The following is a 25,874-nucleotide window of genomic DNA, read 5'->3' as shown; positions in this document are numbered from 1 at the left end:
GCACGTCATCAATAAGAGGTAAGGGGGAGCTGCGGAAGGCTCGCTATTCTATGCCTGCCAAGGCGCTTGGGAAGGGGGGCGCGTGCTTATTTTTTTAGCGGGAAAATCCGGCTGTCCTGGATGAAATTACGCCCTATCAGCTTTACGAATCATTACAGACAACCGCGCCGCGCCTGACTAGATTGCAGGTTCCGGGCAGGATGCGTCGGCATCGAGCCTCTATAACAATAAAAGAGACGGACCCATGCAGAACTCGACCCAAGCGGCGAATGCCTGGCGCATTCTGTTCCTGCTGTTCCTGGCCAACCTGTTCAACTTCTTTGATCGCACGATCCCGGCGATCATCATCGAGCCGATCCGCATGGAATGGCACCTCAGTGACTTCCAGCTCGGCATCATCGGCACTGCATTCACCATCGTCTATGCGATTGCCGGCTTGCCCCTGGGGCGCCTGGCCGATACCGGCTCGCGCAGCAAGCTGATGGGCTGGGGCCTGGCGAGTTGGAGCGCGCTGACGGCGGTCAACGGCATGGTTGGCAGCTTCTGGACCTTTCTGCTGGTGCGCATGGGCATCGGCATTGGTGAAGCCAGTTACGCGCCGGCCGCCAACTCGTTGATCGGCGACCTGTTCCCGGCTCACCGCCGCGCCCGGGCCATGGGGATTTTCATGCTGGGCCTGCCCCTGGGCCTGTTGCTGGCGTTCTTCACCATCGGTGCGATGGTCAAGGCGTTCGACAGCTGGCGTGCGCCGTTCTTTATTGCGGCCATCCCGGGGCTGATCCTTGCGGTGTTCATGTTCTACATCAAGGAGCCCAAGCGCGGCGCCGCCGAAACCGTGCAAGTCTCCCAAGAGAAAGTCGACCGGCCGATCCGTCGCGTGCTCGCGGTGCCGACCTTTCTGTGGCTGGTGCTGGCGGGGCTGTGCTTTAACTTTGCGACCTATGCCTGCAACTCGTTCCTGGTGCCGATGCTGCAACGTTACTTCCTCATGCCCCTGCAGGAAGCGGCCGTGGCGACCGGGGTGATTGTCGGCGTGACCGGTCTGTTCGGCCTGACCTTGGGCGGCCTGGTGGCGGACAAGATTCACCAGCGCATTGCCAACGGCCGCTTACTGTTTGCCGCTTTCAGTCTGATTATCTCCACCGTATGCACTGCCTGGGCCCTGCATGCGGGGCGCATCGAGATCGGGGTGTTTGTCGCGGTGTTCAGTGTGGGCTGGTTGTTTGCCTATAACTTCTACACCTGCGTGTACACGGCGATCCAGGATGTGGTGGAGCCGCGCCTGCGGGCCACGGCCATGGCGCTGTTTTTCGCCGGCCTGTATCTGCTGGGGGGTGGCATGGGACCGGTGGTGGTGGGCGCGCTGTCTGATCACTTTGCCCATGCGGCAATGTACGCGGCGGGTGCCGAGCAAATGACCGAGGCGTTCAAGGCGGTGGGGCTGCATGATGCCATGTACCTGATTCCGGTGGCGTTGTTCCTGACCATGCTGTTTCTGTTCCAGGCTTCGCGGTGTTTTGTGCGCGATGCCAAGCGGATGAAGGATGGGTTGGGGAGGGTTGAGGTGCCGGCGGCGGTAGCTACTGCTTGAAACCGAGGTGACGCCAGCGCAGCATAGGTATCTACACAACTCTTTTATCTAGTGCTTATTGGGTTTGTGTACATATCCGTTACTGCGGTCACGGCGGCTATTGGTTCCGCCCTTACGGCGGGTCACTTTCGAAGAGCGCGAAAGTAACCAAAGCGCTTTTGCCCCACCACTCGGTGCCTCGCCTAGGCTCGGCATGCCCGCAGTCAGGCATTGCTCCGTGGGCCCGCCGCGATCGGCCATCCCTGGCCGTGTCGCGGCTACCCCGGCATCCATGCCGGGGTGCCCACTGCGCAATACCTGCCTGCGGCCATCGTGGTTTAACGGGGCGCCTGAGATCAAGATCAAAAGCAGAGCAACAGCAAAGCAAGAGCGTGAAGCTGCATTCCCCTGTGGGAGCGGGCTTGCCCGCGATGACGGTGTATCAGTCGATAAATCTATTGGCTGACCTGCCGCCATCGCAGGCAAGCCAGCTCCCACAGAAGGACGCGCACGCCTCGAAGGTCAGGCCGCCTCGCTTTGCTTTTGATTTTGATCTGAGGCGCCCCGTTAAACCACGCTGGCCGTCATCCGATATTGATTTGGGGGGTAAACCGGCAGGACACCCCCATAAAAAAGGCCCGCATTGCGCGGGCCTTTTTGTTCGTCAGGGCAGGGCGCGGATCAACCGGCGACCAACACCCGAATCGCCTCCAACCGCAGCGCCGCCTTGTCGAGCATGGCCAGGCCTTGCTCGCGCTGTTGGCGCAGGGCAACCAGTTCGCTGTCGCGTACGGTCGGGTTGACGGCTTGCAGGGCGGTCAGGCGCGCCAGCTCTTCGTCGGTGTCTGCCGCCAGGCGACGTTGCGCCTCGGCCACACGTTCGGCGTGGCGCGGGGCGATTTTCTCTTCGCCGGCGTTGATCCGTGGCGTCAGCTGATCGCGCTGGGCCTGCACGAACTTGTTGGCGCTGGCCCGTGGCACGCTTTCCAGCTGGTCGTTGAGGGTGGTGAAGGACACCCGGCCCGACAAGTCATTGCCATTGGCATCCAGCAGGCAGCGCAGGGCCGCCGGGGGCAGGTAGCGACCCAGTTGCAGCGAACGCGGTGCCACCACTTCACTGACATAGAGCAGTTCCAGCAACACAGTGCCTGGCTTCAGCGCCTTGTTCTTGATCAGCGCCACTGCGGTGTTGCCCATGGAACCGGACAGCACCAGGTCCATGCCGCCCTGGACCATCGGGTGCTCCCAGGTAATGAACTGCATGTCTTCGCGAGACAGCGCCTGGTTGCGGTCGTAAGTGATGGTCACGCCTTCGTCATCGCCGAGGGGGAAGCTGGCGTCGAGCATTTTTTCGCTGGGCTTGAGGATCAGCGCGTTTTCCGAATGGTCTTCGCTGTCGATGCCGAACGCGTCGAACAGGGTTTCCATGTAGATCGGCAGGGTGAACTGATCGTCTTGCTCCAGGATGTCCTCGACCAGCGCATCACCTTCGCCAGCGCCGCCGGAGTTGAGCTCCAGCAAACGGTCGCGGCCGGTGTGCAGCTCGGCTTCAAGGCGCTCGCGCTCGGTGCGGGCTTCGTCGATCAGGGCTTGCCATTCGCCGTCGTCGGCATTTTCCAGCAGCGGCAGCAGGCGCGGGCCGAACTGGTGCTGCAAGGCGTTGCCGGTCGGGCAGGTATTAAGGAAGGCATTCAAGGCTTCGTGGTACCACTGGAACAGCCGCTCTTGCGGGCTGGTTTCCAGGTACGGCACGTGCAGCTCGATCACATGCTTCTGGCCGATCCGGTCCAGACGCCCGATGCGCTGCTCCAGCAAGTCCGGGTGCGATGGCAGGTCGAACAGCACCAGATGGTGGGCGAACTGGAAGTTGCGGCCTTCACTGCCGATTTCCGAACAGATCAGCACCTGGGCGCCGAACTCTTCATCCGCGAAGTAGGCGGCGGCACGGTCCCGTTCGAGGATGTTCATGCCCTCGTGGAACACCGTGGCCGGGATGCCGGAACGCACGCGCAGGGCGTCTTCCAGGTCCATGGCGGTTTCGGCGTGGGCGCAGATCACCAGGACTTTGGTGCGCTTGAGCATTTTCAGCTGGTCGATCAGCCACTCGACGCGCGGGTCGAAGCGCCACCAGCGGTTTTCTTCTTCTATATCCGGTTGCGACTGGAAGCTGACTTCCGGGTACAGCTCGGCATGCTCGCCCAGCGGCAGCTCCAGGTATTCGTCCGGGCACGGCAGCGGGTAGGCGTGCAGCTTGCGCTCGGGGAAGCCTTGTACGGCGGCGCGGGTGTTACGGAACAGCACGCGGCCGGTGCCGTGGCGGTCCAGCAGCTCACGCACCAGGCGCGCACTGGCTTCGGTGTCGCCATCGTTGACGGCAGCCAGCAGTGCTTCGCCTTCGTTGCCGAGGAAGCCCTGGATAGTCTTGTGCGCGGCCGGCGAGAGGCGACCCTTGTCCATCAGTTCCTGGACGGCTTCGGCGACCGGGCGATAGTTCTCGCTCTCGGCGCGGAAGGCTTTGACGTCATGGAAACGGTTCGGGTCCAGCAGGCGCAGACGGGCGAAGTGGCTGTCCTGGCCCAGTTGTTCCGGGGTTGCGGTCAGCAGCAGCACGCCGGGAATGGTCTCGGCCAGTTGCTCGACCAGTTGGTATTCAGCGCTGGCCTTTTCTTCGTGCCAAACCAGGTGGTGGGCTTCGTCGACCACCATCAAGTCCCAGCCGGCGGCAAACAGCGCGTCCTGGGCTTTTTCGTCGTCCACCAGCCATTCCAGGGCCACCAGCGCGAGTTGGGTGTCTTCGAACGGGTTGCTGGCATCGCTTTCGATAAAACGTTCTTCGTCGAACAGCGCGACCTGCAGGTTGAAACGCCGGCGCATTTCCACCAGCCATTGGTGCTGGAGGTTTTCCGGGACCAGGATCAGTACGCGATTGGCGCGCCCGGACAGCAGTTGGCGATGGATCACCAGGCCGGCTTCGATGGTCTTGCCCAGGCCCACTTCGTCGGCCAGCAGCACCCGTGGCGCGATCCGGTCAGCCACTTCACGGGCGATGTGCAGTTGGTGCGCAATCGGCTGCGCACGCACGCCGCCCAGGCCCCAGAGCGAGGACTGCAACTGGCGGCTGGTGTGTTCCAGGGTGTGGTAGCGCAGGGAGAACCAGGCCAGCGGGTCGATCTGGCCGGCGAACAGACGGTCGCTGGCGAGGCGGAACTGGATGAAGTTCGACAGTTGGGTTTCCGGCAGGGTGACCTGCTCGTTCTGCCCATTGAGGCCGTGGTAGACCAGCAGGCCGTCGACATCGTCGACCTCGCGCACGGTCATCTTCCAGCCTTCGAAGTGGGTGATGGTGTCACCCGGCGAGAACCTCACGCGAGTGAGGGGCGCATTCCGTAGCGCATACTGGCGGGTGTCGCCAGTGGCCGGATAGAGCACGGTCAACAAGCGGCCGTCCTGTGCCAGAACGGTGCCTAACCCCAGCTCTGCTTCGCTGTCACTAATCCAGCGTTGCCCCGGTTGATACTGCTGCGCCATGCTGCCTGACTCCCGCCGTGAAAAAGCCGACTATTCTAACGGAACAAGGCCCCCAGCCAAAGGACTCTGACAAAAACTACTCCGCTTGCCGGAGTGAAAGAGGACGATTCGACGGGTGGCAGGGCACTGGCGACTGACGACTGGGTCACAAGTTGGCGGCCCCAGGCTCAAGTCGCTGGTACAGCAGCCGACAGCCTGCTGACAGGAGACCAATAATTATGCTGCCACCGATCTTGCCCTTGAGTGTTGTGCCGGTCACGTCACAACTCGACCCCGTGCGCCCCAAACCCGATATCCCGCCGGTGGTGCCTGCGCAGGCGAGTTCCAACGAAAGCACCATTGACCTCAAGCACCGCGACGCCGAGCAATCGACCCTGATGCTGCGCGAGGAACAACGACGCCAGCAGGAACAGCAAAAACGCCGGCGCGAGGCCGACGAAGATCCCGAGCAGCACCTGGCCGTTCCTGGTGACGAACTGAATGCCGATAACACCGTGCCGGTCGCGCCGCTGATTGAGGATGCACCCCGCCAGGGGTTGTGGGTGGACGTCGAGGTTTGACCCCTGGGCGGGCCAGGACGCATTATTGAGTCAATCCAGCCACCACGTAAGCCATGCCATGAGTGACGACAAGCTGATCGACCTGACTGCCGAACGCGCCAAACGGGTCCACGATCTCAATGACAAGCGCCTGAATGACGTGCGCCAGGCGTTCGAGCAGGCCATGCCGCTGGGCAAGGCGAAGAAAAAGTCGAAAAACAAACCGAAAAAGCGCTGAAATGCCCTGAATCTATTGATTCAGGTCAGTTATCTCCCTTCTTTACGCCCCGTTGCGGGCGACATTGATCCCCGTCAATTTCTGCCCCCGACTTCTTGGTTAACTTAGCCCTATCGCAACAGGGCAAGAGCAGGAGGCCGGTCATGTTTTTCGATAATGTGGTTTTTGCCGGGGTGCTGACTGTCGGCCTCATGGTGCTGTTTTTTGTAGGGTTTGGATTTTTTATCTGGAAAGACGCGAACAAGCGTAAAAAACCATAGGTTTTTCCGGGTTACATGAGCACGCAAGGCATTTTGGGCGACTTCGGTCGCCCTTTTTTTTGCCCGATATTTAGCTCCCTAGCCACAAAAGCACAAAAAAAGGCGTGACCCTCGCAGGTCACGCCTTTTTAATTGCGTTGTCGGTTAACTGCCCAACGCCTTGGACGCCAGCCAGAACAAGCCGGCCGACAGGCTCACTGTGGCTGGCAGGGTCAGGATCCAGGCCATCAGGATGGTCTTCACGGTGCCGCCTTGCAGCCCGCTCTTGTTCGCGACCATGGTCCCGGCCACGCCCGAAGACAGCACGTGGGTGGTGGACACCGGCAAGGCGAAGATATTGGCAAAGCCAATCATGGTGGCGGTGGTGATTTGCGCCGACATGCCCTGGGCATAGGTCATGCCCTGCTTGCCGATCTTCTCGCCAATCGTCAGTACCACGCGCTTCCAGCCCACCATGGTGCCCAGGCCAAGGGCCAGGGCCACGGCGAGGATTACCCAGAACGGTGCGTATTCGGTGGTGGCAGTCAGGTCTTTGCGCAGTTTTTCCAGGTCCGACTTCTCGCGGGAATCAAGGCCAGGCAGCTTGCCGACTTTCTTCGCGGTGTCGTCCAGGCACAACAGGTAGCGACGGACCTCAATGCGCTGGTCGGAGGTCAAGGAATGGTAGTCAGAGACACCCTTCAATGTGCCGAGGAGGGCGTTGATGGTCGGCTCGGTCTGTTGCGGGTTGCAACGGAACTTGCCTGGCAGGTCGTCTCTGACACTTTTGCCCAGGGCAAGGAATTCGCCGAGGGTTTCGTGGTTGCGCTGGTAGAACTGGTTGAGGTGCAGGGTGGCGTCGCGGGTTCGCTCGATCTGGTAAGTGGTGCTGCCCAGATCGAGTACAAACTGCGCGGGCACGATACCGATCAGCACCAGCATGATCAGGCCAATACCTTTCTGACCGTCGTTGGAGCCATGCACGAAACTCACGGCCATCGCGGAAATCACCAGTACCAGGCGGTTCCAGAACGGCGGGTGTTTCTTGTCGTCGAGCTTGCGGCGCTGGTCCGGTGTCTTGTGCATCTTGGACAGCGGACGCCACCATTTAAGGCCAATCAACACCAGGGCTGCGACCAGGAAGCCGGCCATGGGCGAGAACACCAGCGAGGCGCCGATATCAATGGCCTTCTGCCAGTTGACCCCGTCTGCCAGCGGAATATCGTTGATCAAGGCATTGGCCAGGCCGACACCGAGGATCGAACCGATCAGGGTGTGGGAGCTGGATGCCGGGATCCCGAAATACCAGGTGCCGAGATTCCAGGTGATGGCCGCTGCTAATAATGAAAACACCATGGCCAGACCATGGCCGGTGTTTACATTGATCAGCAACTCCACCGGCAGCAGGTGCACGATGGCGTAGGCAACGCCCACCCCGCCGAGCAACACGCCGAGGAAGTTGAACACCCCGGAAAAGAATACGGCCAGGTGCGGCGGCATCGCTTTGGTATAGATGACTGTGGCCACCGCGTTAGCGGTGTCATGAAAGCCATTGATGAACTCGAAGGCGAGGACAAAGGCGAGGGCGAGCAACAGGCTCACAAGAACCCAAGCATCCAGTCCGCTGAATAAATCGATCATGAAGGTTTTATGACCCGGTCGTAAGGGGGCGCGATTATGCCAGAAAACCTCAGTAATCTATGCACTAGCTGCTCGCCGGTAACATTCTTCAACGAATTAATTTGGAGGAGGGGTGCGACTACCAGATATTTCGGTGGTTTGGCAACTCATTGATTTATAAAGAATAGAGGGGCCGTGGCAGGGTGCGACAATTAAGATGAAGGGTCTGAAACAGGTGTATGAAATTTCGTCAGAGCGGCGAAACTGACGATTGCTGGGCAAACCCCGTGCGCCCCTGCCAGGGGGGCTGGCAGGGCAATGACTTGCCAGGAAGGCTCAATCCGAGAGGCTTATGGCTCTTCGGCCTTGAGGTCCTTTTCGATCTTTTGGATTTCCTGGGCAAACGCCTGGTCGAGCAGACTGGCTCGTTTGCGCCATGGTTTGCGCTCCGGCTCAGGTTGGGCGGCGTAGGTGGTGACTTCCCCGCCGTAAACATCCTTGTAACGTTGTTCCTGGCGCTCAAGTTCCGCGCGCAGTTCGTCTTTCGTCACTTTGTTACCTAATTGAGTTGAGTTTGATTCCGGTGATGCGCGATGACGCAAGTGATGGGCGTATTACACGATCAACCACTTCAGTTATTGCACGCGGCCACGGCACCGGGGAAGAACAGCTGTCGTAGCAACAGTTTTCTTTTTACATCACAAATATGGGCAGGCTGTGGAACTGAATACCCGGTATCTGCAACCCAGGCCAGGACAAGGAAAAGCTGAGGCTTGGTGGGGGCAGGCATGCCCTTGAGGCTAACTCGACCTTGTCACAGGGTGCATTATAGCGGCGCATTTGCATAAGACTATCGTCAACAAGTTAAAAAACGTCAACTTGGCGTAGCTGTATTGCTATTCACCTCATGTCGGGAACTTGACGCCGTACTTGCCTAATACTCTGTGTGTGACAGTTGCACGGTCGTTAATTAAGTCAACATTGCCAGGCCGGACGCCGTCAGTTAAGTGAGCGCAACAAATTCAGTGCGGGGACCTGGCAGCGCCCAGCGGCGCAAATTGCGATTATCGAATGACCGTCCGATAATCGCCCAATGTTGGCGCCCTTGCCTTGTACATCCGTTGCCTGCCGGCTTGTAATGGCGCTTGAAAATAAGAGAAAGGACCTGAAATGAACGATCAATTGCGCAACTCCTTTGCCTCAGTGGCGCCGCCGATCGTTGCGTCACCGGCCAAGCGCATCCAGGCGTTTACCGGCGACCCGGATTTCATGACCTCCCTGGCCCGCGGGCTGGCCGTGGTGCAGGCGTTCCAGGAGCGCAAGCGGCACCTGACCATCGCCCAGATCAGCCATCGCACGGAAATCCCCCGCGCTGCCGTCAGGCGTTGCCTGCATACCTTGATCAAACTCGGCTACGCCACCACCGACGGGCGCACGTACTCCCTGCTGCCCAAGGTCCTGACCCTGGGCCATGCCTATCTGTCGTCCACGCCCCTGGCGGTTTCTGCCCAGCCTTACCTGGACCGCATGAGTGAGCAGCTTCATGAAGCCTGCAACATGGCGACCCTGGAGGGCGACGACATCCTCTATATCGCCCGATCCGCCACCACCCAACGCCTGATTTCGGTGGATCTTTCGGTCGGTGGCCGGCTGCCAGCTTATTGCACCTCCATGGGCCGAATCCTCCTGGCAGCCCTGGATGACGCGTCGCTGCAGGACTACCTGGATCATGCCGACCTGCAAACCAAGACCAGCCGCACCCTGACCACGCCGCAAGCCTTGCTTGAATGCCTGCAACAAGTGCGGCAACAGGGCTGGTGCATTGTCGACCAGGAACTGGAGCAGGGTCTGCGCTCCATCGCCGTGCCGGTGTATGACGCGTCCGGCCAGGTATTGGCTGCGCTGAATGTCAGCACCCATGCCGGGCGGGTCAGCCGCAGTGAGCTGGAACAACGTTTCCTGCCGAGCATGCTCTGCGCCAGCCAGGAGCTGAGTGCCCAGTTGTTTGCTTAAGCTGTTCGGTGACCGCACAGATCCCGGTTTGACGAATTGACGGTGTTTCCCCTGGCTCATTAATGTCGCGGCAGCGTGATTGACCGCGACAGCTTCTACCGCTGCGGTTTCGGTTTCGCCCCAATAATAATGACGACTCGCCGTCGTCCGCCCGCCATCGGTGTGGAAATAAAAATAATGAATCAGCCTTCGCCTTCTGTTGGTACATGTCTGGACGTGCAGTCCTTTATCAATGCGCAACCGCTGTCCCGCTATCAATGGCGGGTGGTGATCCTGTGCTTCCTGATTGTCTTTCTCGACGGGCTGGATACTGCGGCCATGGGCTTTATTGCGCCGGCACTGTCCCAGGATTGGGGGATCGACCGTGCCAGCCTCGGCCCGGTGATGAGTGCCGCGTTGATTGGCATGGTGTTTGGCGCCCTGGGTTCAGGCCCGTTGGCCGACCGTTTCGGACGCAAGGTGGTGTTGGTCGGCGCCGTGCTGGTGTTCGGTGCGTTCAGCCTGGCCTCGGCCTATAGCAGCAACGTTGATCAGTTGCTGGTATTGCGCTTCCTGACCGGCCTGGGCCTGGGCGCTGGCATGCCGAACGCCACGACGTTGCTGTCCGAATACACCCCGGAGCGCCACAAGTCGTTGCTGGTGACCAGCATGTTCTGCGGCTTCAACCTGGGCATGGCCGGTGGCGGGTTTATCTCGGCCAAGCTGATCCCGATGTTCGGCTGGCACAGCCTGCTGCTGATCGGCGGCATCCTGCCCTTGATCCTGGTGGGCGTGCTGGTGCTGTGGCTGCCGGAGTCGGCACGCTACCTGGTGGTGCGCAATCGCGGCACAGACAAGGTGCGCAAGGCCTTGTCACCCATCGACCCGGCCACCGTCGCCCAGGCTTCCAGCTTCAGCGTCCCGGAACAGAAAACCGTCAAGGCGCGCAATGTGTTCGCGGTGATCTTCTCTGGCACCTACAGCGCCGGCACCCTGTTGCTGTGGCTCACCTACTTTATGGGTCTGGTGATTGTGTACCTGCTGACTAGTTGGTTGCCGACCCTGATGCGTGACAGCGGCGCCAGCATGGAGCAGGCGGCTTTTATCGGCGCGTTGTTCCAGTTTGGCGGGGTACTCAGCGCCGTGGGCGTGGGCTGGGCCATGGACCGGTTCAATCCGCACAAGGTCATCGGCACTTTCTACCTGCTGGCTGGGGTCTTTGCCTACGCCGTGGGCCAGAGCCTGGGCAATATCACCCTCCTGGCCACCCTGGTGTTGATCGCCGGGATGTGCGTCAACGGTGCGCAATCGGCCATGCCTTCGTTGGCGGCGCGGTTTTACCCGACCCAGGGCCGGGCGACCGGGGTGTCCTGGATGCTGGGGATTGGCCGTTTTGGCGCGATCCTCGGTGCGTGGATGGGAGCCACGCTGTTGGGGCTGGGTTGGAACTTCGAGCAAGTGCTGACGGCACTGGTGATTCCGGCTGCATTGGCCACCACTGCGGTATTGATCAAGGGCTTCGTCAGCCACGCCGACGCCACCTGAGACTTAATGCAGGCACGGTTGAAAAATGTGGGAGCGGGCTTGCTCGCGAAGGCGGTGGCTCAGGACAAAAGTGTGTTGACTGACACACCGCCTTCGCGAGCAAGCCCGCTCCCACAGGGACGCTGTTCGCATGGAAAGCAGGGGTGTTTGGAGGAATGTTAGCCAGGTAACAATCTGTTCGATTATCGAACGGTTAGTCGATTATCGGATTGTTTGACCCCTGACCCCGGCTTACTCTTCAAGCACTTCGGCGCTGCCTCCAGCGCCTTTTTCGACCTACACCGGGAGCCCAACCCCATGGCTGAAATCCTTTCGCTGGCTGATGCGGTAAAGCAGTTCGTCAATGACGGCGATACCGTCGCGCTCGAAGGCTTTACCCACCTGATCCCTACAGCGGCAGGTCATGAAATCATCCGTCAGGGCAAGAAAGACCTGACGCTGGTGCGCATGACGCCCGACCTGATCTACGACCAACTGATCGGGGCCGGCTGTGCGCGCAAGTTGATTTTTTCCTGGGGCGGCAACCCGGGCGTAGGTTCCCTGCATCGCCTGCGGGATGCGGTGGAAAAGCAATGGCCGCAACCGTTGGAGATCGAAGAACACAGCCATGCGGACCTGGCCAACGCCTACGTGGCCGGCGCCTCCGGCCTGCCGTTCGCGGTGCTGCGGGCGTATGCCGGTTCTGACCTGCCCAAGGTCAACCCGCTGATCAAGACCGTGACCTGTCCCTTCACCGGCGAAGTGCTGGCGGCGGTGCCGTCGGTGCGCCCGGACATCACCGTGATCCATGCGCAAAAGGCCGACCGCAAGGGCAACGTGCTGTTGTGGGGGATTCTCGGGGTGCAGAAAGAGGCGGCATTGGCGGCCAAGCGTTGCATCGTCACTGTCGAAGAAATCGTCGACGACCTCAACGCCCCCATGAACGCCTGCGTGCTGCCGACCTGGGCCCTGACCGCCGTGTGCCATGTACCAGGGGGCGCGCACCCTTCCTACGCCCACGGTTACACCGAGCGTGACAATCGCTTTTATCAAGCCTGGGATCCGATCGCTCGGGACCGTGGGACGTTTACCGCATGGATCAATGAATACATCCATGGCACCGCTGACTTCAGTCAATTCCAGGCCAAACTGGCTGCCGCGCAGGAGGCCAAGTAATGACTTACTCGACCAATGAAATGATGACCGTCGCCGCCGCGCGCCGCCTGAAGAACGGTGCCGTGTGCTTCGTCGGCATCGGCCTGCCGTCCAAGGCTGCCAACCTGGCCCGCCTGACGTCGTCGCCGGATGTGGTGTTGATCTACGAGTCCGGCCCGATTGGCGCCAAGCCCTCGGTCCTGCCGCTGTCCATTGGCGACGGCGAGTTGGCGGAAACCGCCGACAGTGTCGTGCCCACGGGTGAGATTTTTCGCTACTGGCTGCAAGGCGGGCGCATTGACGTCGGTTTTCTCGGCGCAGCCCAGGTCGACCGCTTCGGCAATATCAACACCACGGTGGTCGGTGATTACCACCAACCCAAGGTGCGCCTGCCGGGTGCCGGTGGTGCGCCGGAGATTGCCGGCTCCGCCAAGAGCGTGTTGATCATCCTCAAACAGTCGTCCCGTTCGTTTGTCGACAAACTGGATTTCATCACCTCGGTCGGCCATGGCGAAGGCGGCGACTCGCGCAAGCGCCTCGGCCTGCCAGGCGCAGGCCCGGTCGGGATTATTACCGACCTGTGCATCATGGAGCCGGAGGAGGGCACCCACGAATTTGTGGTTACCGCCTTGCATCCCGGCGTGACCCGCGAGCAAGTGATTGCCGCCACCGGCTGGGCGATCCGCTTTGCCGAGCAGGTCAGCACCAGCGCCGAACCCACGCCAGTCGAACTGAACGCCTTGCGCGATCTTGAAGCCCGTACCGCCGCGGCCCATGGCCAAACCCCAGGAGAAGCCTGATGCGCGACGTGTTTATCTGTGATGCGATCCGCACCCCCATCGGCCGTTTCGGCGGTGGCCTGTCCACGGTGCGCGCCGATGACCTGGCGGCCCTGCCGATCAAGGCCCTGATGGCGCGCAACCCGTCGGTAGACTGGAGCGCGGTCGACGAAGTGTTCCTCGGCTGCGCCAACCAGTCCGGCGAAGACAACCGTAACGTGGCGCGCATGGCCGCGCTGCTGGCCGGCCTGCCGCCGAGCATTCCCGGGGTGACGGTCAACCGCTTGTGCGCCTCGGGCATGGACGCCATCGGCACCGCGTTCCGCGCCATTGCCAGTGGCGAAATGGAGCTGGCGATTGCCGGTGGTGTCGAGTCGATGTCCCGTGCACCGTTCGTGATGGGCAAGGCGGACGCCGCGTTCTCGCGCAACATGAAGCTGGAAGACACCACCATCGGCTGGCGCTTTATCAACCCGTTGATGAAGGCCCAGTACGGTGTGGATGCCATGCCGCAGACCGCTGACAATGTGGCGGATGACTACAACGTCTCGCGCGCCGACCAGGACGCCTTCGCCTTGCGTAGCCAGCAACGCACAGCCGTGGCCCAGGCCGCGGGGTTTTTCGCTGAAGAAATCGTCCCGGTACGGGTCGCCCATAAAAAAGGCGAGACCCTGGTGGAGCACGACGAACACCCGCGTGCCGATACCACCCTCGAAGCCCTGACCAAGCTCAAGCCGGTCAACGGCCCGGACAAGACCGTCACCGCCGGCAACGCTTCCGGGGTCAACGACGGCGCCGCCGCGTTGATTCTGGCCAGCGCGGACGCGGTGAAAAAGCACGGCCTGACCGCCCGCGCCCGGGTGTTGGGCATGGCCAGTGCCGGGGTCGAACCCCGGGTGATGGGCATCGGCCCGGTGCCAGCGGTGCGCAAGTTGGTAGAGCGCCTGGGCCTGGCGGTCAGCGACTTTGATGTGATCGAACTCAACGAAGCCTTCGCCAGCCAGGGTTTGGCGGTGCTGCGTGAGTTGGGCCTGGCGGACGACGCACCCCAGGTCAATCCCAACGGCGGCGCGATTGCCTTGGGTCATCCCCTGGGCATGAGCGGTGCGCGCCTGGTCTTGACGGCCCTGCATCAACTGGAAAAAACCGGCGGCAGCAAAGGCCTGGCGACCCTGTGTGTCGGCGTTGGCCAAGGCTTGGCGTTGGCCATCGAACGCGTTTGAGACCTACAAGAAAAAGAGGAATGCTCCATGAGTGACAAGCCCGGATACCGGCGCCCGCAAGCGGGTACTCAGCCTGATTACCTGCACCCGGCGTACCAGTCGACGAACCTGCGTTCGCCGTCCAAGCCGCTGGTGTTTTTGCCCCATTCTCTGTCGGAAATCACCGGCCCGACCATCGGCGTCGAACGCATTGCCGAGCACGACAACGACCTGACCGCCCAGCACGAGGGCGAGCCCCAAGGCGAGCGCATCATCATTCACGGCCGGGTCCTGGATGAAAACGGCCTGCCTGTGCCGGGCATTCTGGTGGAGATCTGGCAGGCCAACGCCGCCGGTCGCTACAACCACAAGCGCGACCAGCACGACGCGCCCCTGGACCCGAACTTCACCGGCACCGGGCGCACCGTCACCGATGCCGATGGCTGGTACCAGTTCCAGACCATCAAGCCCGGCGCCTATCCGTGGGGCAATCACCACAACGCCTGGCGCCCGGCGCATATCCACTTCTCGCTGTTCGGCCCCAGTGTGCTGACGCGCCTGGTGACCCAGATGTACTTCCCCGGCGACCCGCTGCTGGCCTATGACCCGATCTACAACTGCGTGCCGGACACCTCGGCCAAGGAACGCCTGATCGCCCGTTTCGACCTGGAAAAGACCGTGCCGCACTATGCCCTCGGCTATCGCTGGGACATCGTCCTGCGCGGCCGCGACGCCACGCCGATGGAGAAATGACATGACCCTCAACGCAACCACGTCCCACACCGTCGGGCCGTACTATCACATCGGCCTGACTTGGTTGAACTGCGAAGACCTGGCGAATGCGGGCACCCTCGGCGAGCGTGTGGCCATCACCGGGCAGGTGGTGGATGGCAATGGCGAGGTGGTCAACGATGCCATGCTGGAAGTCTGGCAGGCCAACGCCGCCGGTAAATATGACCACCCCGAGGACGACCAGGACAAAGCCCTGGACCCCAATTTCGCAGGCTTTGGCCGGGTGCCGGTGGATGCGCAAGGGCGTTTCCGTTTCAGCACCATCAAGCCCGGTAGTGTGCCGGGCCTGAAGGGTACGACCCAGGCGCCGCATTTGGTGGTGTTGGTGTTTGCCCGTGGTTTGGTGAAGCACTTGCTGACGCGGATTTATTTCGACGGCGAAGCGGCCAATGGCGATGACCCGTTGCTGGCGTGTGTGCCGGCAGAGCGGCGCGGCACGTTGGTTGCCAAGGCGGATGCGTCGGGGGTGTATCAGTGGAATGTGGTGCTTCAGGGCACCGATGAAGAGACGGTGTTTTTCGATTATTGAGTTGCCTGCCAGGGCGCTGTCGCGGGCAAGCCCGCTCTCACAGTGGAATGCGATCACCTGTGGGAGCGGGCTTGGCTGCCATTCAAAGGTCTGCTTGCGGAACGAGGTTGTTGCAAAGTGTGTCTAGACTCTAACCCGTTCCCTACGAGTGAAAACAACATGACAACGAGTACCAGTCACTACACCGGAGAAGAACGCAGCAAACGGATTTTTGCGATTGTCGGGGCCTCTTCCGGCAACCTGGTCGAATGGTTCGACTTCTACGTCTATGCCTTCTGCGCGATCTATTTCGCTCCGGCGTTTTTCCCCTCCGACGACCCCACGGTGCAACTGCTCAACACCGCTGGCGTGTTCGCCGCAGGCTTCTTGATGCGCCCCATCGGTGGCTGGCTGTTTGGCCGGGTCGCCGACAAGCACGGGCGCAAGAATTCGATGATGATTTCGGTGCTGATGATGTGCGCCGGTTCCCTGGTCATCGCCTTTCTACCGACCTACAAAGACATCGGCGCCTGGGCTCCGGCCCTGCTGCTGATGGCGCGGCTGTTCCAGGGCCTGTCGGTGGGGGGCGAGTACGGCACCACGGCGACCTACATGAGTGAAGTCGCGCTCAAAGGCCAGCGCGGCTTCTTCGCCTCGTTCCAGTACGTGACCCTGATTGGCGGGCAACTGCTGGCGGTGTCGGTGGTGGTGATCCTGCAACAACTGCTCACCGAGGACGAGCTGCGGGCCTGGGGCTGGCGCATTCCGTTTGTGATCGGGGCCGTGGCGGCGGTGATTTCGCTGTTGCTGCGCCGCTCCCTGAAAGAAACCACCAGCAAGGAAATGCGGGAAAACAAGGACGCCGGCAGCATTGCCGCGTTGTTCCGCGATCACAAGGCCGCGTTTATCACCGTGCTCGGCTACACCGCCGGCGGCTCGCTGATCTTCTACACCTTTACCACGTACATGCAGAAGTACCTGGTGAACACCGCCGGCATGCACGCCAAGACCGCCAGCTACATCATGACCGGCGCTCTGTTCCTCTATATGTGCATGCAGCCGCTGTTCGGCATGCTCTCGGACAAGATCGGCCGCCGTAACTCGATGCTCTGGTTCGGCGCGCTCGGGACCTTGTGCACAGTCCCGATCCTGCTGACCCTGAAAACCGTGACCAGCCCGTTCCTGGCCTTTGTATTGATTACCCTGGCGCTGGCGATTGTGAGTTTCTACACCTCCATCAGTGGCCTGGTAAAAGCCGAAATGTTCCCGCCACAAGTGCGCGCTCTCGGTGTGGGCCTGGCCTATGCGGTGGCCAACGCGATCTTCGGTGGTTCGGCGGAATACGTGGCCCTGGGCCTGAAATCCATTGGCCTGGAAAACACCTTCTACTGGTACGTGACCGGCATGATGGCGATTGCGTTCCTGTTCAGCCTGCGCCTGCCGAAACAGGCTGAGTACTTGCACCACGATCTGTAAGGGATGACTTATGACACTGCGCACGAGCAACCAACTGTTCGACGCTTACTTCACCGCCGACAGCATGGCCGAGGTGTTCTGTGACCAGGGACGCTTGCAGGGCATGCTGGATGTCGAAGCCGCACTGGCCCGGGCGCAGGCGCGGATCGGGTTGATTCCCCAGGCCGCCGTCGCGCCGATTGCCCAGGCATGCCTGGCCTCGTTGTACGACGTGGATGCCCTCGGCGCGGCGATTGCCACGGCGGGCAATTCGGCGATCCCGCTGGTCAAGGCCCTGGGCAAACTGATTGCCAGCGAGGACGCCGGCGCCGAGCGCTATGTGCATCTGGGCGCCACCAGCCAGGATGTGATGGACACCGGCCTGGTGCTGCAACTGCGGCGGGCGCTGGAACTGATCGACACGGACCTGGCCCGGCTGGGCGCGGTTCTCGCGGCCCAGGCGCAGCGCTATGCCGACGTGCCGTTGGCCGGGCGTACCTGGTTGCAGCACGCAACGCCGGTCACCCTGGGGATGAAAATCGCCGGTTGGCTGGGGGCGGTGACGCGCAATCGCCAACGGTTGGTGGAGCTGCAGCCGCGCCTGCTGGTCCTGCAGTTCGGCGGCGCGTCCGGCACCTTGGCGGCACTGGGTGAACACGCCATGCCGGTGGCGCAAGCCCTGGCAGCGGAGTTGCAACTGACGCTGCCCGAACAACCCTGGCACACCCAGCGTGACCGTCTGGTGGAGTTCGCCAGCGTGCTGGGCCTGATCGCCGGCAGCCTGGGCAAGCTCGGGCGGGATATCAGCCTGCTGATGCAGACCGAAGCGGCGGAAGTGTTCGAGCCGTCAGCCCCAGGCAAGGGCGGCTCCTCGACCATGCCGCACAAGCGCAACCCGGTTGGCGCGGCGGTGTTGATCAGCGCTGCTACGCGAGTGCCGGGGCTGGTGGCGACGATGTTCAGCGCCATGCCCCAGGAGCACGAGCGCAGCCTGGGCCTGTGGCATGCCGAATGGGAAACCCTGCCCGAAATCTGCCGCCTGGTGTCCGGTGCCTTGCATCAGGCATTGCTGGTGAGTGAAGGCCTGGAAGTCGATGCGCAACGCATGGGCCACAACCTCGACCTGACCCAGGGCCTGGTGCTGGCCGAGGCCGTCAGTAGCACATTGGCCCAGCGCCTGGGCCGTGAAACCGCCCATCACCTGCTGGAACAGTGTTGCAAACGCGCGGTCGCCGAGCAGCGCCATTTGCGCGCGGTATTGGCCGATGAGCCGCAAGTCACCGCCGAGCTGTCGGCGGTGGAATTGGATCGCCTGCTGGACCCGGCGCATTACCTGGGCCAGGCACAGACCTGGGTCAGCCGCGCCGTGGCTGAGCACTTTGCTTTTTCTGCCTGAGGAGGCTGCTGTGGGATTTGTACGACTCGCCGATGGCGAACTGAATTACCAACTGGAAGGCCCTGAAGGCGCGCCGGTACTGGTGCTGTCCAACTCACTGGGCACCGACCTGCATATGTGGGATACCCAGATGCCGGCCTTCACCGAGCATTTTCGGGTGCTGCGCCTGGACACCCGTGGCCACGGCAAATCCCTGGTCACCGAGGGCCCCTACAGCATTGAGCAACTGGGGCGTGACGTGCTGGCGTTGCTGGATGCGCTGGATATCCAGCGTGCGCATTTCTGCGGTTTGTCCATGGGCGGGTTGATTGGCCAGTGGCTGGGCATCAACGCCGGTGAGCGCTTGCTCAAGCTGGTGCTGTGCAACACGGCAGCCAAGATCGGCACTGCGGACATCTGGAACCCGCGGATCGAAATGGTCCTGCGCGAGGGCCAGGCGGCAATGGTCGGCTTGCGTGATGCGTCGGTTGCGCGTTGGTTTACTGCCGATTTTGCCCAGGCTCATCCCGCTCAGGCCAAGCGCATTACCGACATGCTCGCGGCCACATCGCCCCAAGGCTATGCCGCCAACTGTGGCGCGGTGCGCGATGCGGATCTGCGTGAGCAACTGGCGTCTATCAAGGTGCCGACGCTGGTGATTGCCGGTACTGAGGATGCCGTCACACCGCCGGCCGGCGGGCACTTTATTCAAGAGCGTGTCGCGGGCGCCGAGTATGCCGAGTTTTATGCGGCGCACTTGTCCAACGTACAGGCCGGGGCTGCGTTCAGCGAGCGGGTACTGGCGTTCTTGTTGGCGGGCTGATGGTCCAGGCGAGTAGCGCTTGTTGTGGCACAGTCATTAATGGTTGCTTTTAGGAGGTTTTGTGGATGAGAAACAACGTTACGCCGATGGGCTCAAGGTGCGGCGTGAAGTGCTGGGCGATGCCCATGTCGATCGCAGCCTCAATGCTTTGACCGAGTTCAACAGCGAGTTCCAGGAAATGATCACCCGCCATGCCTGGGGTGATATCTGGACCCGCCCGGGCTTGCCCCGGCACACCCGCAGCCTGATCACCATTGCCATGCTGATCGGTATGAACCGCAACGAAGAGCTCAAACTGCACCTGCGCGCCGCCGCCAGCAATGGCGTGACCCGTGCCGAGATCAAGGAAGTACTGATGCAGAGCGCAATCTACTGCGGGATCCCGGCGGCCAATGCGACGTTTCACCTGGCCGAGTCGGTGTGGGATGAGTTGGGGGTCGAGTCGCGGGATTGACGGCGATTTACCCCCGCCTGGAGCCGCTCACCCCTTGTCAGGCGGAAAGTAAGCATCCCGCCGCGCAGTACCCGTTTCTTCACGCAGTGCGTTTTCATTAAAGGGGTTGGGGTTGGTAGTCGTCGGGGGCGTCGACGGGTCGTTGTCAAAATCAAAGGCGGGGGCATTGGTCTCTACCCCGACGGCTTGGCGCTCCGGATTCGGTTCATCTGCGGTTTTGCCGGGTAAAAAGGTGCCATTGGCGCCGTTATAGGCGTGGGCCATTTCATGGTAGAGGCTGATGACCGGAGGCTCGCGGAAGATCAGGCCGGGATTGTTGTGTATCTTTGCCCCCGTGGCGACCGAGCCTTTGGTGTTGCCGTGTATGAAACCCAATTGGGGCGATTCTGCGAGGTCGTCATATTCTTTTAATTGTTTATCGTGTTCTCTGGTGAAGTTGTTGGTGAATGTATAATTGGGGCGGACGGTAGTCTCTCGGATTGTTACGGGGGAACCGTTGCGCTCGGCGGCCCGGTCCAGTTCACTCAGCATTTTTTGTGCCGTTGGTGAGTTTCTGAAGAATTCAAGATCATCCTGGGTTTGTTGTTTGAATTTGCTTGAGCCCTCGATCTTGAACGCTTTATGACCCGCATTGCTGATGTTGACTTTTTTATATCGGGTGCCGGGGATACTGGTGACGAGGTCATATTTCTTGGCATAGACAGTATCGTTTGCATTGTATGAGTTGACACGATCCCGACCTCGCCCTGTATAGAACACGGTCTGTGCCTTTCCTGTCATCAAATCATCACCGGGGCCGCCATGCATGACATTCATCGGGCTTTCGCTGACCATCGTGTCGTTGCCGTTGCCGCCATCCATATAGCTGAATGTGCCTTCGCTGCCAGTCCCGGAGGACATAGTGTCGTTGCCGTTATTCCCATACATGACGGCTATTCCTGATCCGCCCTTCATTGTGTCATTGCCGTCATTCCCTTCGGCGTAGCCGTTGCCGCTACCCAGCGTGATGTTGTCGTTCCCCGCTCCTCCGTAGACACGGGTATCACCACTGCCAAGGGCTTCAATCCGGTCTCGACCTTTACCGCCCTCGATCGTAATGGGGATCGTCACGCGCGGATCAACCCGAATGTGATCATCGCCGCCTTTTGACTTGATGTGCAGTTCTTCAGGGTAACTTTCGTGATTGTTGATTTTTAATGTGTAATGCCTGTCGTTGACTTGCAGCTGGACTTCATTGTTCGAAGGTTGATTGACTTTTATAACGTCGGGCTTTTCACCTGTTTCGATTTTGATGACGTTGCTTCTGTTTGTGCGTTCATTGTCGCTGACCGTCTCCCAAGTGGTTTTATGGGTGATTTTGATAAGGTCGTCCTTATATAAAGGAGCAGAGTTTGTATAGGTTGGATATTTTTCTACGTAGTGTTGGTCTGGTGTTAGTTTTGATTTCGGTGTGAAAGTCGCATTTGAGTTTTGTAGCAGGGGAACTTCAATGGAAATGGGGTTTTGCAGGGCGTTAGCAGCCGGTGTTGGACTGAGTGCGGATGAGGAGAATACGTTTGGATACTGTGCAGGGGCTGAGATGGACATTGCATCGTCTCGCGATAGGGGGGTTGGAGATGAGTGGTTGGCCGCCTGAACAGGATTCCGCCGAACTTCAATACCGTTTTTTTCGGACCACACATGAACGCGTAGAACTTCGCGGTCGCGCACGGTTATGTATCATTGGCCTGCTTTAAAACAAGGAGTGTCAGGTATAGCGATTGCGCAGATTAAGTCCCATTTCTTTGCGTAAAGAGTTTTCCGTGAAGGGGGCGGGATTGGTGGCGGTCGGCGGGGTGAGCGGATCATGGTCAAAGTCGAACGGCTCGGCACCGGTCGGCAGACCGACAGCCTGTCGTTCAATATTGGGTGTGTCTTCGGGAGGTTCACCCGCGACCGGCTCCTCGGTCGTTCCGGGGAGGAAGGAACCCGTGGCGCCGTTATAGGCATGCACCATTTCATGGTAGAGATTTGTTATCGGAAAACCGCCTGATACAGGGGCGTCAAACGTACTGGAAGGGGAGTAGCGGACGACGCCATCGGTGATTGGCGCGCCCTGTACCCCGTTGTGAACATAACCTTTCACGGGGGCCTCAGGATCCAACTGATCCGGCTCTTGCTGGTTGAACGCGTAATCTGTCCTGTCTCTTTTTCCGCCATCCTGAAGGGTTACCGGTACTCCATTTCTGTCAGCGGCGGCGTCCATCTCGGCAAGCATTTTCTGGCCTGCCGGCGAGCTGCGTAAAAGCTCCAGGTCATCTTCGACGCGTTGTTTGAACTCTGCTGTGCCTTGGACGTTAAACCCTCTTTTACCGGCTTCACTGGGTATGACCGCTCTTAACTTCGCGTGCGCAGAGTTCAGGAACCTGTCGCTGGGTTTTGCGTAGATAAGGTCGTCCCGATTGTTGGAGCGGATCGTGTCGTTACCTTTGCCGCTGTAAAAGGTGGTTCGATCGCGACCCAGCATCACATCGTCACCCCGGCCGCCATTCATAATCGTGTGGCCGTTGCCGGCATACATTGTGTCTGAGCCGCTGCCGCCGTCCATGTGGCTTTTTTTGCTGGCTGCCCCAGGCCCCGCATACATCCAGTCGTTGCCGTTATTGCCGTACAGAATGGCGTTACCGGAGCCGCCTATCATCATGTCGCTACCCTCATTGCCTTCGGCATAGCCTGCACCGCTGCCCAACTGGAGAAAGTCGTTGCCATTGCCTCCCAGCAGGCGGCTTGGACCACCTCCCGCCCTTACGTGATCATTGCCATCCCCCGCTTCAATCGTTACGTAAAGCATGACATCGGCATCGACCTTTATCTTGTCGTCACCACCGTTACTTTTAATCACGAGTTTTGTGGGGACTTCATCCTTCGCGTCTCTTGCGTCAAAGATGTATGACTTGCCATTGACCTCTACATTGAGTCGTCCGTCGGTACGGTTACTGACATGAATAGTGTCTGAGGTATTACCTGTTTCAAGCGTCAGCTTATCGTCCAGCAGGGTGGGTTTATCCAGGTCATATTGCCGGGTGCGGATTGAATGCCGGGCAATCAGATTACCGTCATCGACCAGTATCGCTTCCTGTTCTTGCGATGGGCGAACGCGTCTCGCAGGCGGAGCAGGGCTTTCTCCAGTGTCCTGCGCCAAGGAGGGCGCTTGACGGCGCTCCCTCTTGGCGGGGGCGGGTGCCGAGTGTGTGGAAGGCTCAAGGGAAGGGAGGGGCAGACTGTGGTTCAGTGGCGCGATAGTGTTCATCAGAGAACCTTTCTATTCGAGATAGGGGGCTCTCTGTAGGTTGATGATTGGAATAAAAGGGTTCCGCCATACTGGCCGATGCTTTGTGTCCTGGCGTAATGAAATTTGCTCGCGCCCGCTGCACACGTCGCTAAATCGTCTGGGGTGTCGGTTAACGAAACACGGCTCTGTGGTCGGGTTGGATCATTGGGGGGCGGCGTCCCACACCCAGTCCCACATCCCCGGTAAGTGCACGGCTTGGCTGGCATCCTTCACCGTGCGCGCCAGGGCCCCGCGCTCCAGTGCCGAGCGGTCGGTGTAGAACGGTTCGGCGGCGGTCTTCAGGCCATTGGCCTGGGCGCTGTCCATCAGGATCTGCAGGTACTCCTGCAGATGCCGTGCGGTGTAGCGATTGATGTCGTGAAAGGTCACCACCACCGGGATCACCCCTTCTACAGTCGGCAGTTCGCCCAGGGCAATGCGTTCGCGCACCAGCGACAGCTGCCGCAGCAGGTTGGCCCGACGCCGTGGGCTGGCATTGAAGCCCCAGATCTTGCCGTCATTGGCGCTCAGGTCGGTCAGCAAAATCTGCATGCCGTGGCGCTGGTAGGCGGCGAAGGTGCGTTTGTCGTAGTTCCAGAAGGGCGGGCGTATCAGGTTCGGCGCAGCGCCGGTGATCGAGGCGATAGTCGCGGCGCCCAGGCTCAAGGTCTGCGTCAGCTCTTCGTCGTTCAACAGGCGATGATTGCTATGCCAGCGCGTGGCGGTGTGAAACGCCAGGATATGGCCGGCGGCGTGCTCGCGCTCCATGGTCTTGCGCCCGCGCGGGCTGCCGCCAGAGCGCCAGGCCTCGGTCTGCAAAAAGAAGATCGCCTTGATTCCCGGTTGCACCGGGTTGTTGGCCAGGCTCTCGATGACCAAACGGCTAGGGTTGGCGTAGCCCGAGGCGCTGGGGCCGTCATCGAACGTCAGCAGGAAACGGATCGGGGCCTGGGCGTGCAGGCGCTGTTCGGTCTGGGGTGTCAATGCCACGGGCGCGCCGATGCAGGCGCTGAGGCTCAGTGCCAAAGCGAACACGGCGGCGGTGATGGCGAAGGATTTCATGGTATGGGCCGGGCTCTGACACAGATTGCGCCTAAGGAGAGGCCGCAACAGGCGGGCACCATACAGCAAGAATAACCGGGGTGATCAACTGGCTGACGAACTACAACGGGCGACCATCTCTTCATTGAGGCTAAACGCTGGTGGGCCGGTGCGCTACTCGCGGCAAGCGGCCCCTTCAGCGCTGACACTGAAGGGGGGGGCGGCAGCGGTCGGCAGACCGGCGGCCTGAAGTTCGCCGTTGGGCGTATCTCGCGCAGGTTTGTCGCCGGCCTGCTCCAGGGGGGGCCACCGCAGATATCCAGTGCTGGTACCCCTAGTCAGTGCGAGGCAGCCTACAGCAGGCTAAGGGGATAACTGACAATCAACCGATTCTCATCAAACTCATTGTTGCTGAAGTCGCGACGGATGCTGGAATTGCGCCAGCGCAGGGTCAGGCTTTTCAGGCTGCCGCTTTGCACGGTGTAGCCCACTTCGCTTTCCCGCCCCCATTCCTTGCCATCGCTGACGGTGGCGGTGTGCACGTTGCTGCCGCTGATGTAGCGGTTCATCAGGGTCAGGCCCGGCACGCCGAGTGCGGCGAAGTTGTAGTCGTGGCGCAGCTGCCAGGAGCGTTCTTCGGCGTTGTCATAGCTGGCATTGAAGCTGTCGTTGGCCAGGGTGCCGCCGCTGGTGCCATTGACCCGCATCCAGGCGCTGTTGCCATTGAGTTTTTGCAGGCCGACATAGAAGGTGTGGCCGCCGTACCTGGCCGAGAACAGGCCGGACCAGGTCCGGTTGTCCAGGTTGCCGGCACGGGCGCTGCCGTCGTCCTGGCCATAGAAAAAGCCGAGGTTGGCGCCCAGGGTCCAGTCGCCCACGGGCTGGCTGTGGGTCAGGTTGAGGTATTGCTGGCGGTAGATGTCCTTGAGCTGGGCATTCCACGCGCCGACCTGGGTGCGCTTGTCGTTGAACGCATATTCGGCGCCCTGGAAGTTGAAGCGATCGGAGGTGAACGCGGTTTTACCGAACATCGACATGTCCGTCATGCTGCTGTCGTCCCGCGGGCTGTTGGCGCGGAACTGGCCGCCATACAGGGTCAGGCCGGCGATCTCTTTGGACGTGATCTGCCCGCCGCGCAGGGTTTGCGGCAGGGAGCGGCCATCGTCCGAACGCAGGATCGGCAGCACCGGCATCCACTCGCCGACTTTCAATTCGGTCTGGGAAATCCGTGCCTTGAACGCCACCCCCAGGCGGCCGAAGTTGTCGGCCGGTTTGCCATCGTGATCCAGGGGCAGCAATTGGGTGCCACCGGAGCCGCCGCCGCCATCGAGCTTTTGCGCGTACATGCCCAGCACATCCACCCCGAACCCCACGGTGCCCTGGGTGAAACCGGACTTGGCGTCGAGGATGAAACTCTGCGTCCACTCCTGCGCGCCGCCCTGGGCCTTGGTCGGGTTGGTGAAATTGCGGTTGAAGAAGAAATTGCGCAGGTTGAGGTTGGCGCTGGCATCTTCCAGAAAGCCGTGTTCCTCGGCGACGACTGGGAGGGCAAGGCTGGCGACAGCGGTAGCCAGCAATAGCCGGCGAGGGTGCAAGGTGCTCATGGCGTGGGACCTGTTGTTATTGGTGGTTTTCAGGTGCGGGCCATGGTGCGGGGCGTTGCCGGGGCGGTTCAATTGGGGGAGGGCGGGTTCTGGGCGGTGATCGAACGGAACTGTACGCCCATGAAA

The 25,874-nt window shown here is 60.8% G+C and carries 22 protein-coding genes; 15 read left to right on the top strand and 7 right to left on the bottom strand.

The window, feature by feature from the left end:
* Nucleotides 1-244: 244 nt before the first annotated feature.
* Nucleotides 245-1,591 carry an MFS transporter gene (locus JFT44_RS19485; protein ID WP_170045312.1) on the top strand — a complete coding sequence of 449 codons (1,347 nt, stop codon included), beginning with the start codon at nt 245-247 and terminating at the stop codon, nt 1,589-1,591.
* A 660-nt stretch (nt 1,592-2,251) separates the two neighbouring features.
* Here JFT44_RS19485 and rapA read toward each other — a convergent pair.
* Nucleotides 2,252-5,098 (bottom strand): RNA polymerase-associated protein RapA, encoded by a 2,847-nt coding sequence (gene rapA, locus JFT44_RS19480; protein WP_057439822.1) that lies wholly within the window; start codon nt 5,096-5,098, stop codon nt 2,252-2,254.
* Between the two features lie 218 nt (nt 5,099-5,316).
* Between rapA and JFT44_RS19475 the strand changes: the two genes are divergently transcribed.
* The 3 genes from JFT44_RS19475 to ccoM all read left to right on the top strand — a co-directional run bounded on the left by JFT44_RS19475 (nt 5,317) and on the right by ccoM (nt 6,135).
* The gene (locus JFT44_RS19475; RefSeq protein WP_057439820.1) at nt 5,317-5,658 is read left to right on the top strand and encodes a hypothetical protein; all 342 of its coding nucleotides are present in this window, start codon (nt 5,317-5,319) and stop codon (nt 5,656-5,658) included.
* 25 nt (nt 5,659-5,683) lie between these two features.
* Nucleotides 5,684-5,875: a hypothetical protein gene (locus tag JFT44_RS19470; RefSeq protein ID WP_128593654.1), complete on the top strand. Its 192-nt coding sequence runs from the start codon at nt 5,684-5,686 to the stop codon at nt 5,873-5,875.
* 143 nt (nt 5,876-6,018) lie between these two features.
* Entirely contained in the window at nt 6,019-6,135 is a 117-nt protein-coding gene (ccoM, locus tag JFT44_RS29005) for a cytochrome c oxidase subunit CcoM (protein WP_029297086.1), read from the top strand.
* 144 nt (nt 6,136-6,279) lie between these two features.
* On the opposite strand, the gene JFT44_RS19465 is transcribed toward ccoM, so the two are convergent.
* Nucleotides 6,280-7,755: an inorganic phosphate transporter gene (locus JFT44_RS19465; protein ID WP_057439817.1), complete on the bottom strand. Its 1,476-nt coding sequence runs from the start codon at nt 7,753-7,755 to the stop codon at nt 6,280-6,282.
* 329 nt (nt 7,756-8,084) lie between these two features.
* Nucleotides 8,085-8,285, bottom strand: a complete 201-nt coding sequence (locus JFT44_RS19460; protein ID WP_029297082.1) for a hypothetical protein — start codon at nt 8,283-8,285, stop codon at nt 8,085-8,087.
* A 619-nt stretch (nt 8,286-8,904) separates the two neighbouring features.
* Between JFT44_RS19460 and pcaR the strand changes: the two genes are divergently transcribed.
* The 11 genes from pcaR (at nt 8,905) to pcaC (ending at nt 19,793) form a co-directional block, all read left to right on the top strand.
* Complete coding sequence (gene pcaR / locus JFT44_RS19455; protein WP_057439816.1) at nt 8,905-9,747, top strand: pca regulon transcriptional regulator PcaR; 843 nt, start codon at nt 8,905-8,907, stop codon at nt 9,745-9,747.
* Nucleotides 9,748-9,924: 177 nt separating this feature from the next.
* Nucleotides 9,925-11,271 carry an MFS transporter gene (locus JFT44_RS19450; RefSeq protein ID WP_057958737.1) on the top strand — a complete coding sequence of 449 codons (1,347 nt, stop codon included), beginning with the start codon at nt 9,925-9,927 and terminating at the stop codon, nt 11,269-11,271.
* A gap of 297 nt (nt 11,272-11,568) precedes the next feature.
* Entirely contained in the window at nt 11,569-12,426 is an 858-nt protein-coding gene (locus tag JFT44_RS19445; RefSeq protein WP_057439815.1) for a CoA transferase subunit A, read from the top strand.
* Nucleotides 12,426-13,205 (top strand): CoA-transferase subunit beta, encoded by a 780-nt coding sequence (locus JFT44_RS19440; protein WP_057439814.1) that lies wholly within the window; start codon nt 12,426-12,428, stop codon nt 13,203-13,205. The genes JFT44_RS19445 and JFT44_RS19440 overlap by 1 nt, the downstream gene beginning before the upstream one ends.
* Nucleotides 13,202-14,407: a 3-oxoadipyl-CoA thiolase gene (gene pcaF / locus JFT44_RS19435; protein WP_169960733.1), complete on the top strand. Its 1,206-nt coding sequence runs from the start codon at nt 13,202-13,204 to the stop codon at nt 14,405-14,407. Before JFT44_RS19440 ends, pcaF begins: the two co-directional genes overlap by 4 nt.
* Nucleotides 14,408-14,434: 27 nt before the next feature.
* Nucleotides 14,435-15,139 carry a protocatechuate 3,4-dioxygenase subunit beta gene (pcaH, locus tag JFT44_RS19430; RefSeq protein WP_198831042.1) on the top strand — a complete coding sequence of 235 codons (705 nt, stop codon included), beginning with the start codon at nt 14,435-14,437 and terminating at the stop codon, nt 15,137-15,139.
* Nucleotide 15,140: 1 nt separating this feature from the next.
* Nucleotides 15,141-15,707, top strand: coding sequence for a protocatechuate 3,4-dioxygenase subunit alpha (pcaG, locus tag JFT44_RS19425; RefSeq protein ID WP_057439808.1), 567 nt, complete (start codon nt 15,141-15,143; stop codon nt 15,705-15,707).
* Between the two features lie 159 nt (nt 15,708-15,866).
* Nucleotides 15,867-17,162: an MFS family transporter gene (locus JFT44_RS19420; protein ID WP_057444387.1), complete on the top strand. Its 1,296-nt coding sequence runs from the start codon at nt 15,867-15,869 to the stop codon at nt 17,160-17,162.
* Between the two features lie 10 nt (nt 17,163-17,172).
* Nucleotides 17,173-18,537, top strand: coding sequence for a 3-carboxy-cis,cis-muconate cycloisomerase (locus JFT44_RS19415; RefSeq protein WP_057958740.1), 1,365 nt, complete (start codon nt 17,173-17,175; stop codon nt 18,535-18,537).
* A gap of 10 nt (nt 18,538-18,547) precedes the next feature.
* The gene (gene pcaD, locus JFT44_RS19410) at nt 18,548-19,339 is read left to right on the top strand and encodes a 3-oxoadipate enol-lactonase (protein ID WP_057958741.1); all 792 of its coding nucleotides are present in this window, start codon (nt 18,548-18,550) and stop codon (nt 19,337-19,339) included.
* 61 nt (nt 19,340-19,400) lie between these two features.
* A complete protein-coding gene (gene pcaC / locus JFT44_RS19405; RefSeq protein ID WP_057958742.1) occupies nt 19,401-19,793 on the top strand; it encodes a 4-carboxymuconolactone decarboxylase in 393 nt (130 codons plus the stop codon).
* A 27-nt stretch (nt 19,794-19,820) separates the two neighbouring features.
* Here pcaC and JFT44_RS28920 read toward each other — a convergent pair whose 3' ends face one another.
* The 4 genes from JFT44_RS28920 to JFT44_RS19385 all read right to left on the bottom strand — a co-directional run bounded on the left by JFT44_RS28920 (nt 19,821) and on the right by JFT44_RS19385 (nt 25,748).
* Nucleotides 19,821-21,503: a M91 family zinc metallopeptidase gene (locus JFT44_RS28920; RefSeq protein ID WP_198831041.1), complete on the bottom strand. Its 1,683-nt coding sequence runs from the start codon at nt 21,501-21,503 to the stop codon at nt 19,821-19,823.
* Nucleotides 21,504-21,540: 37 nt separating this feature from the next.
* Nucleotides 21,541-23,082, bottom strand: coding sequence for a M91 family zinc metallopeptidase (locus JFT44_RS19395; protein ID WP_170045318.1), 1,542 nt, complete (start codon nt 23,080-23,082; stop codon nt 21,541-21,543).
* Between the two features lie 183 nt (nt 23,083-23,265).
* Entirely contained in the window at nt 23,266-24,165 is a 900-nt protein-coding gene (locus JFT44_RS19390; protein ID WP_057958745.1) for a polysaccharide deacetylase family protein, read from the bottom strand.
* A gap of 332 nt (nt 24,166-24,497) precedes the next feature.
* Nucleotides 24,498-25,748 (bottom strand): OprD family porin, encoded by a 1,251-nt coding sequence (locus JFT44_RS19385; protein WP_198831040.1) that lies wholly within the window; start codon nt 25,746-25,748, stop codon nt 24,498-24,500.
* Nucleotides 25,749-25,874: the final 126 nt, after the last annotated feature.

The organism is Pseudomonas sp. MF5691, assembly GCF_016405645.1.
GTDB lineage: Bacteria > Pseudomonadota > Gammaproteobacteria > Pseudomonadales > Pseudomonadaceae > Aquipseudomonas > Aquipseudomonas shahriarae.
Note: the sequence above shows the minus strand (reverse complement) of the source record. Positions and strands in the feature narration are given on the sequence as shown.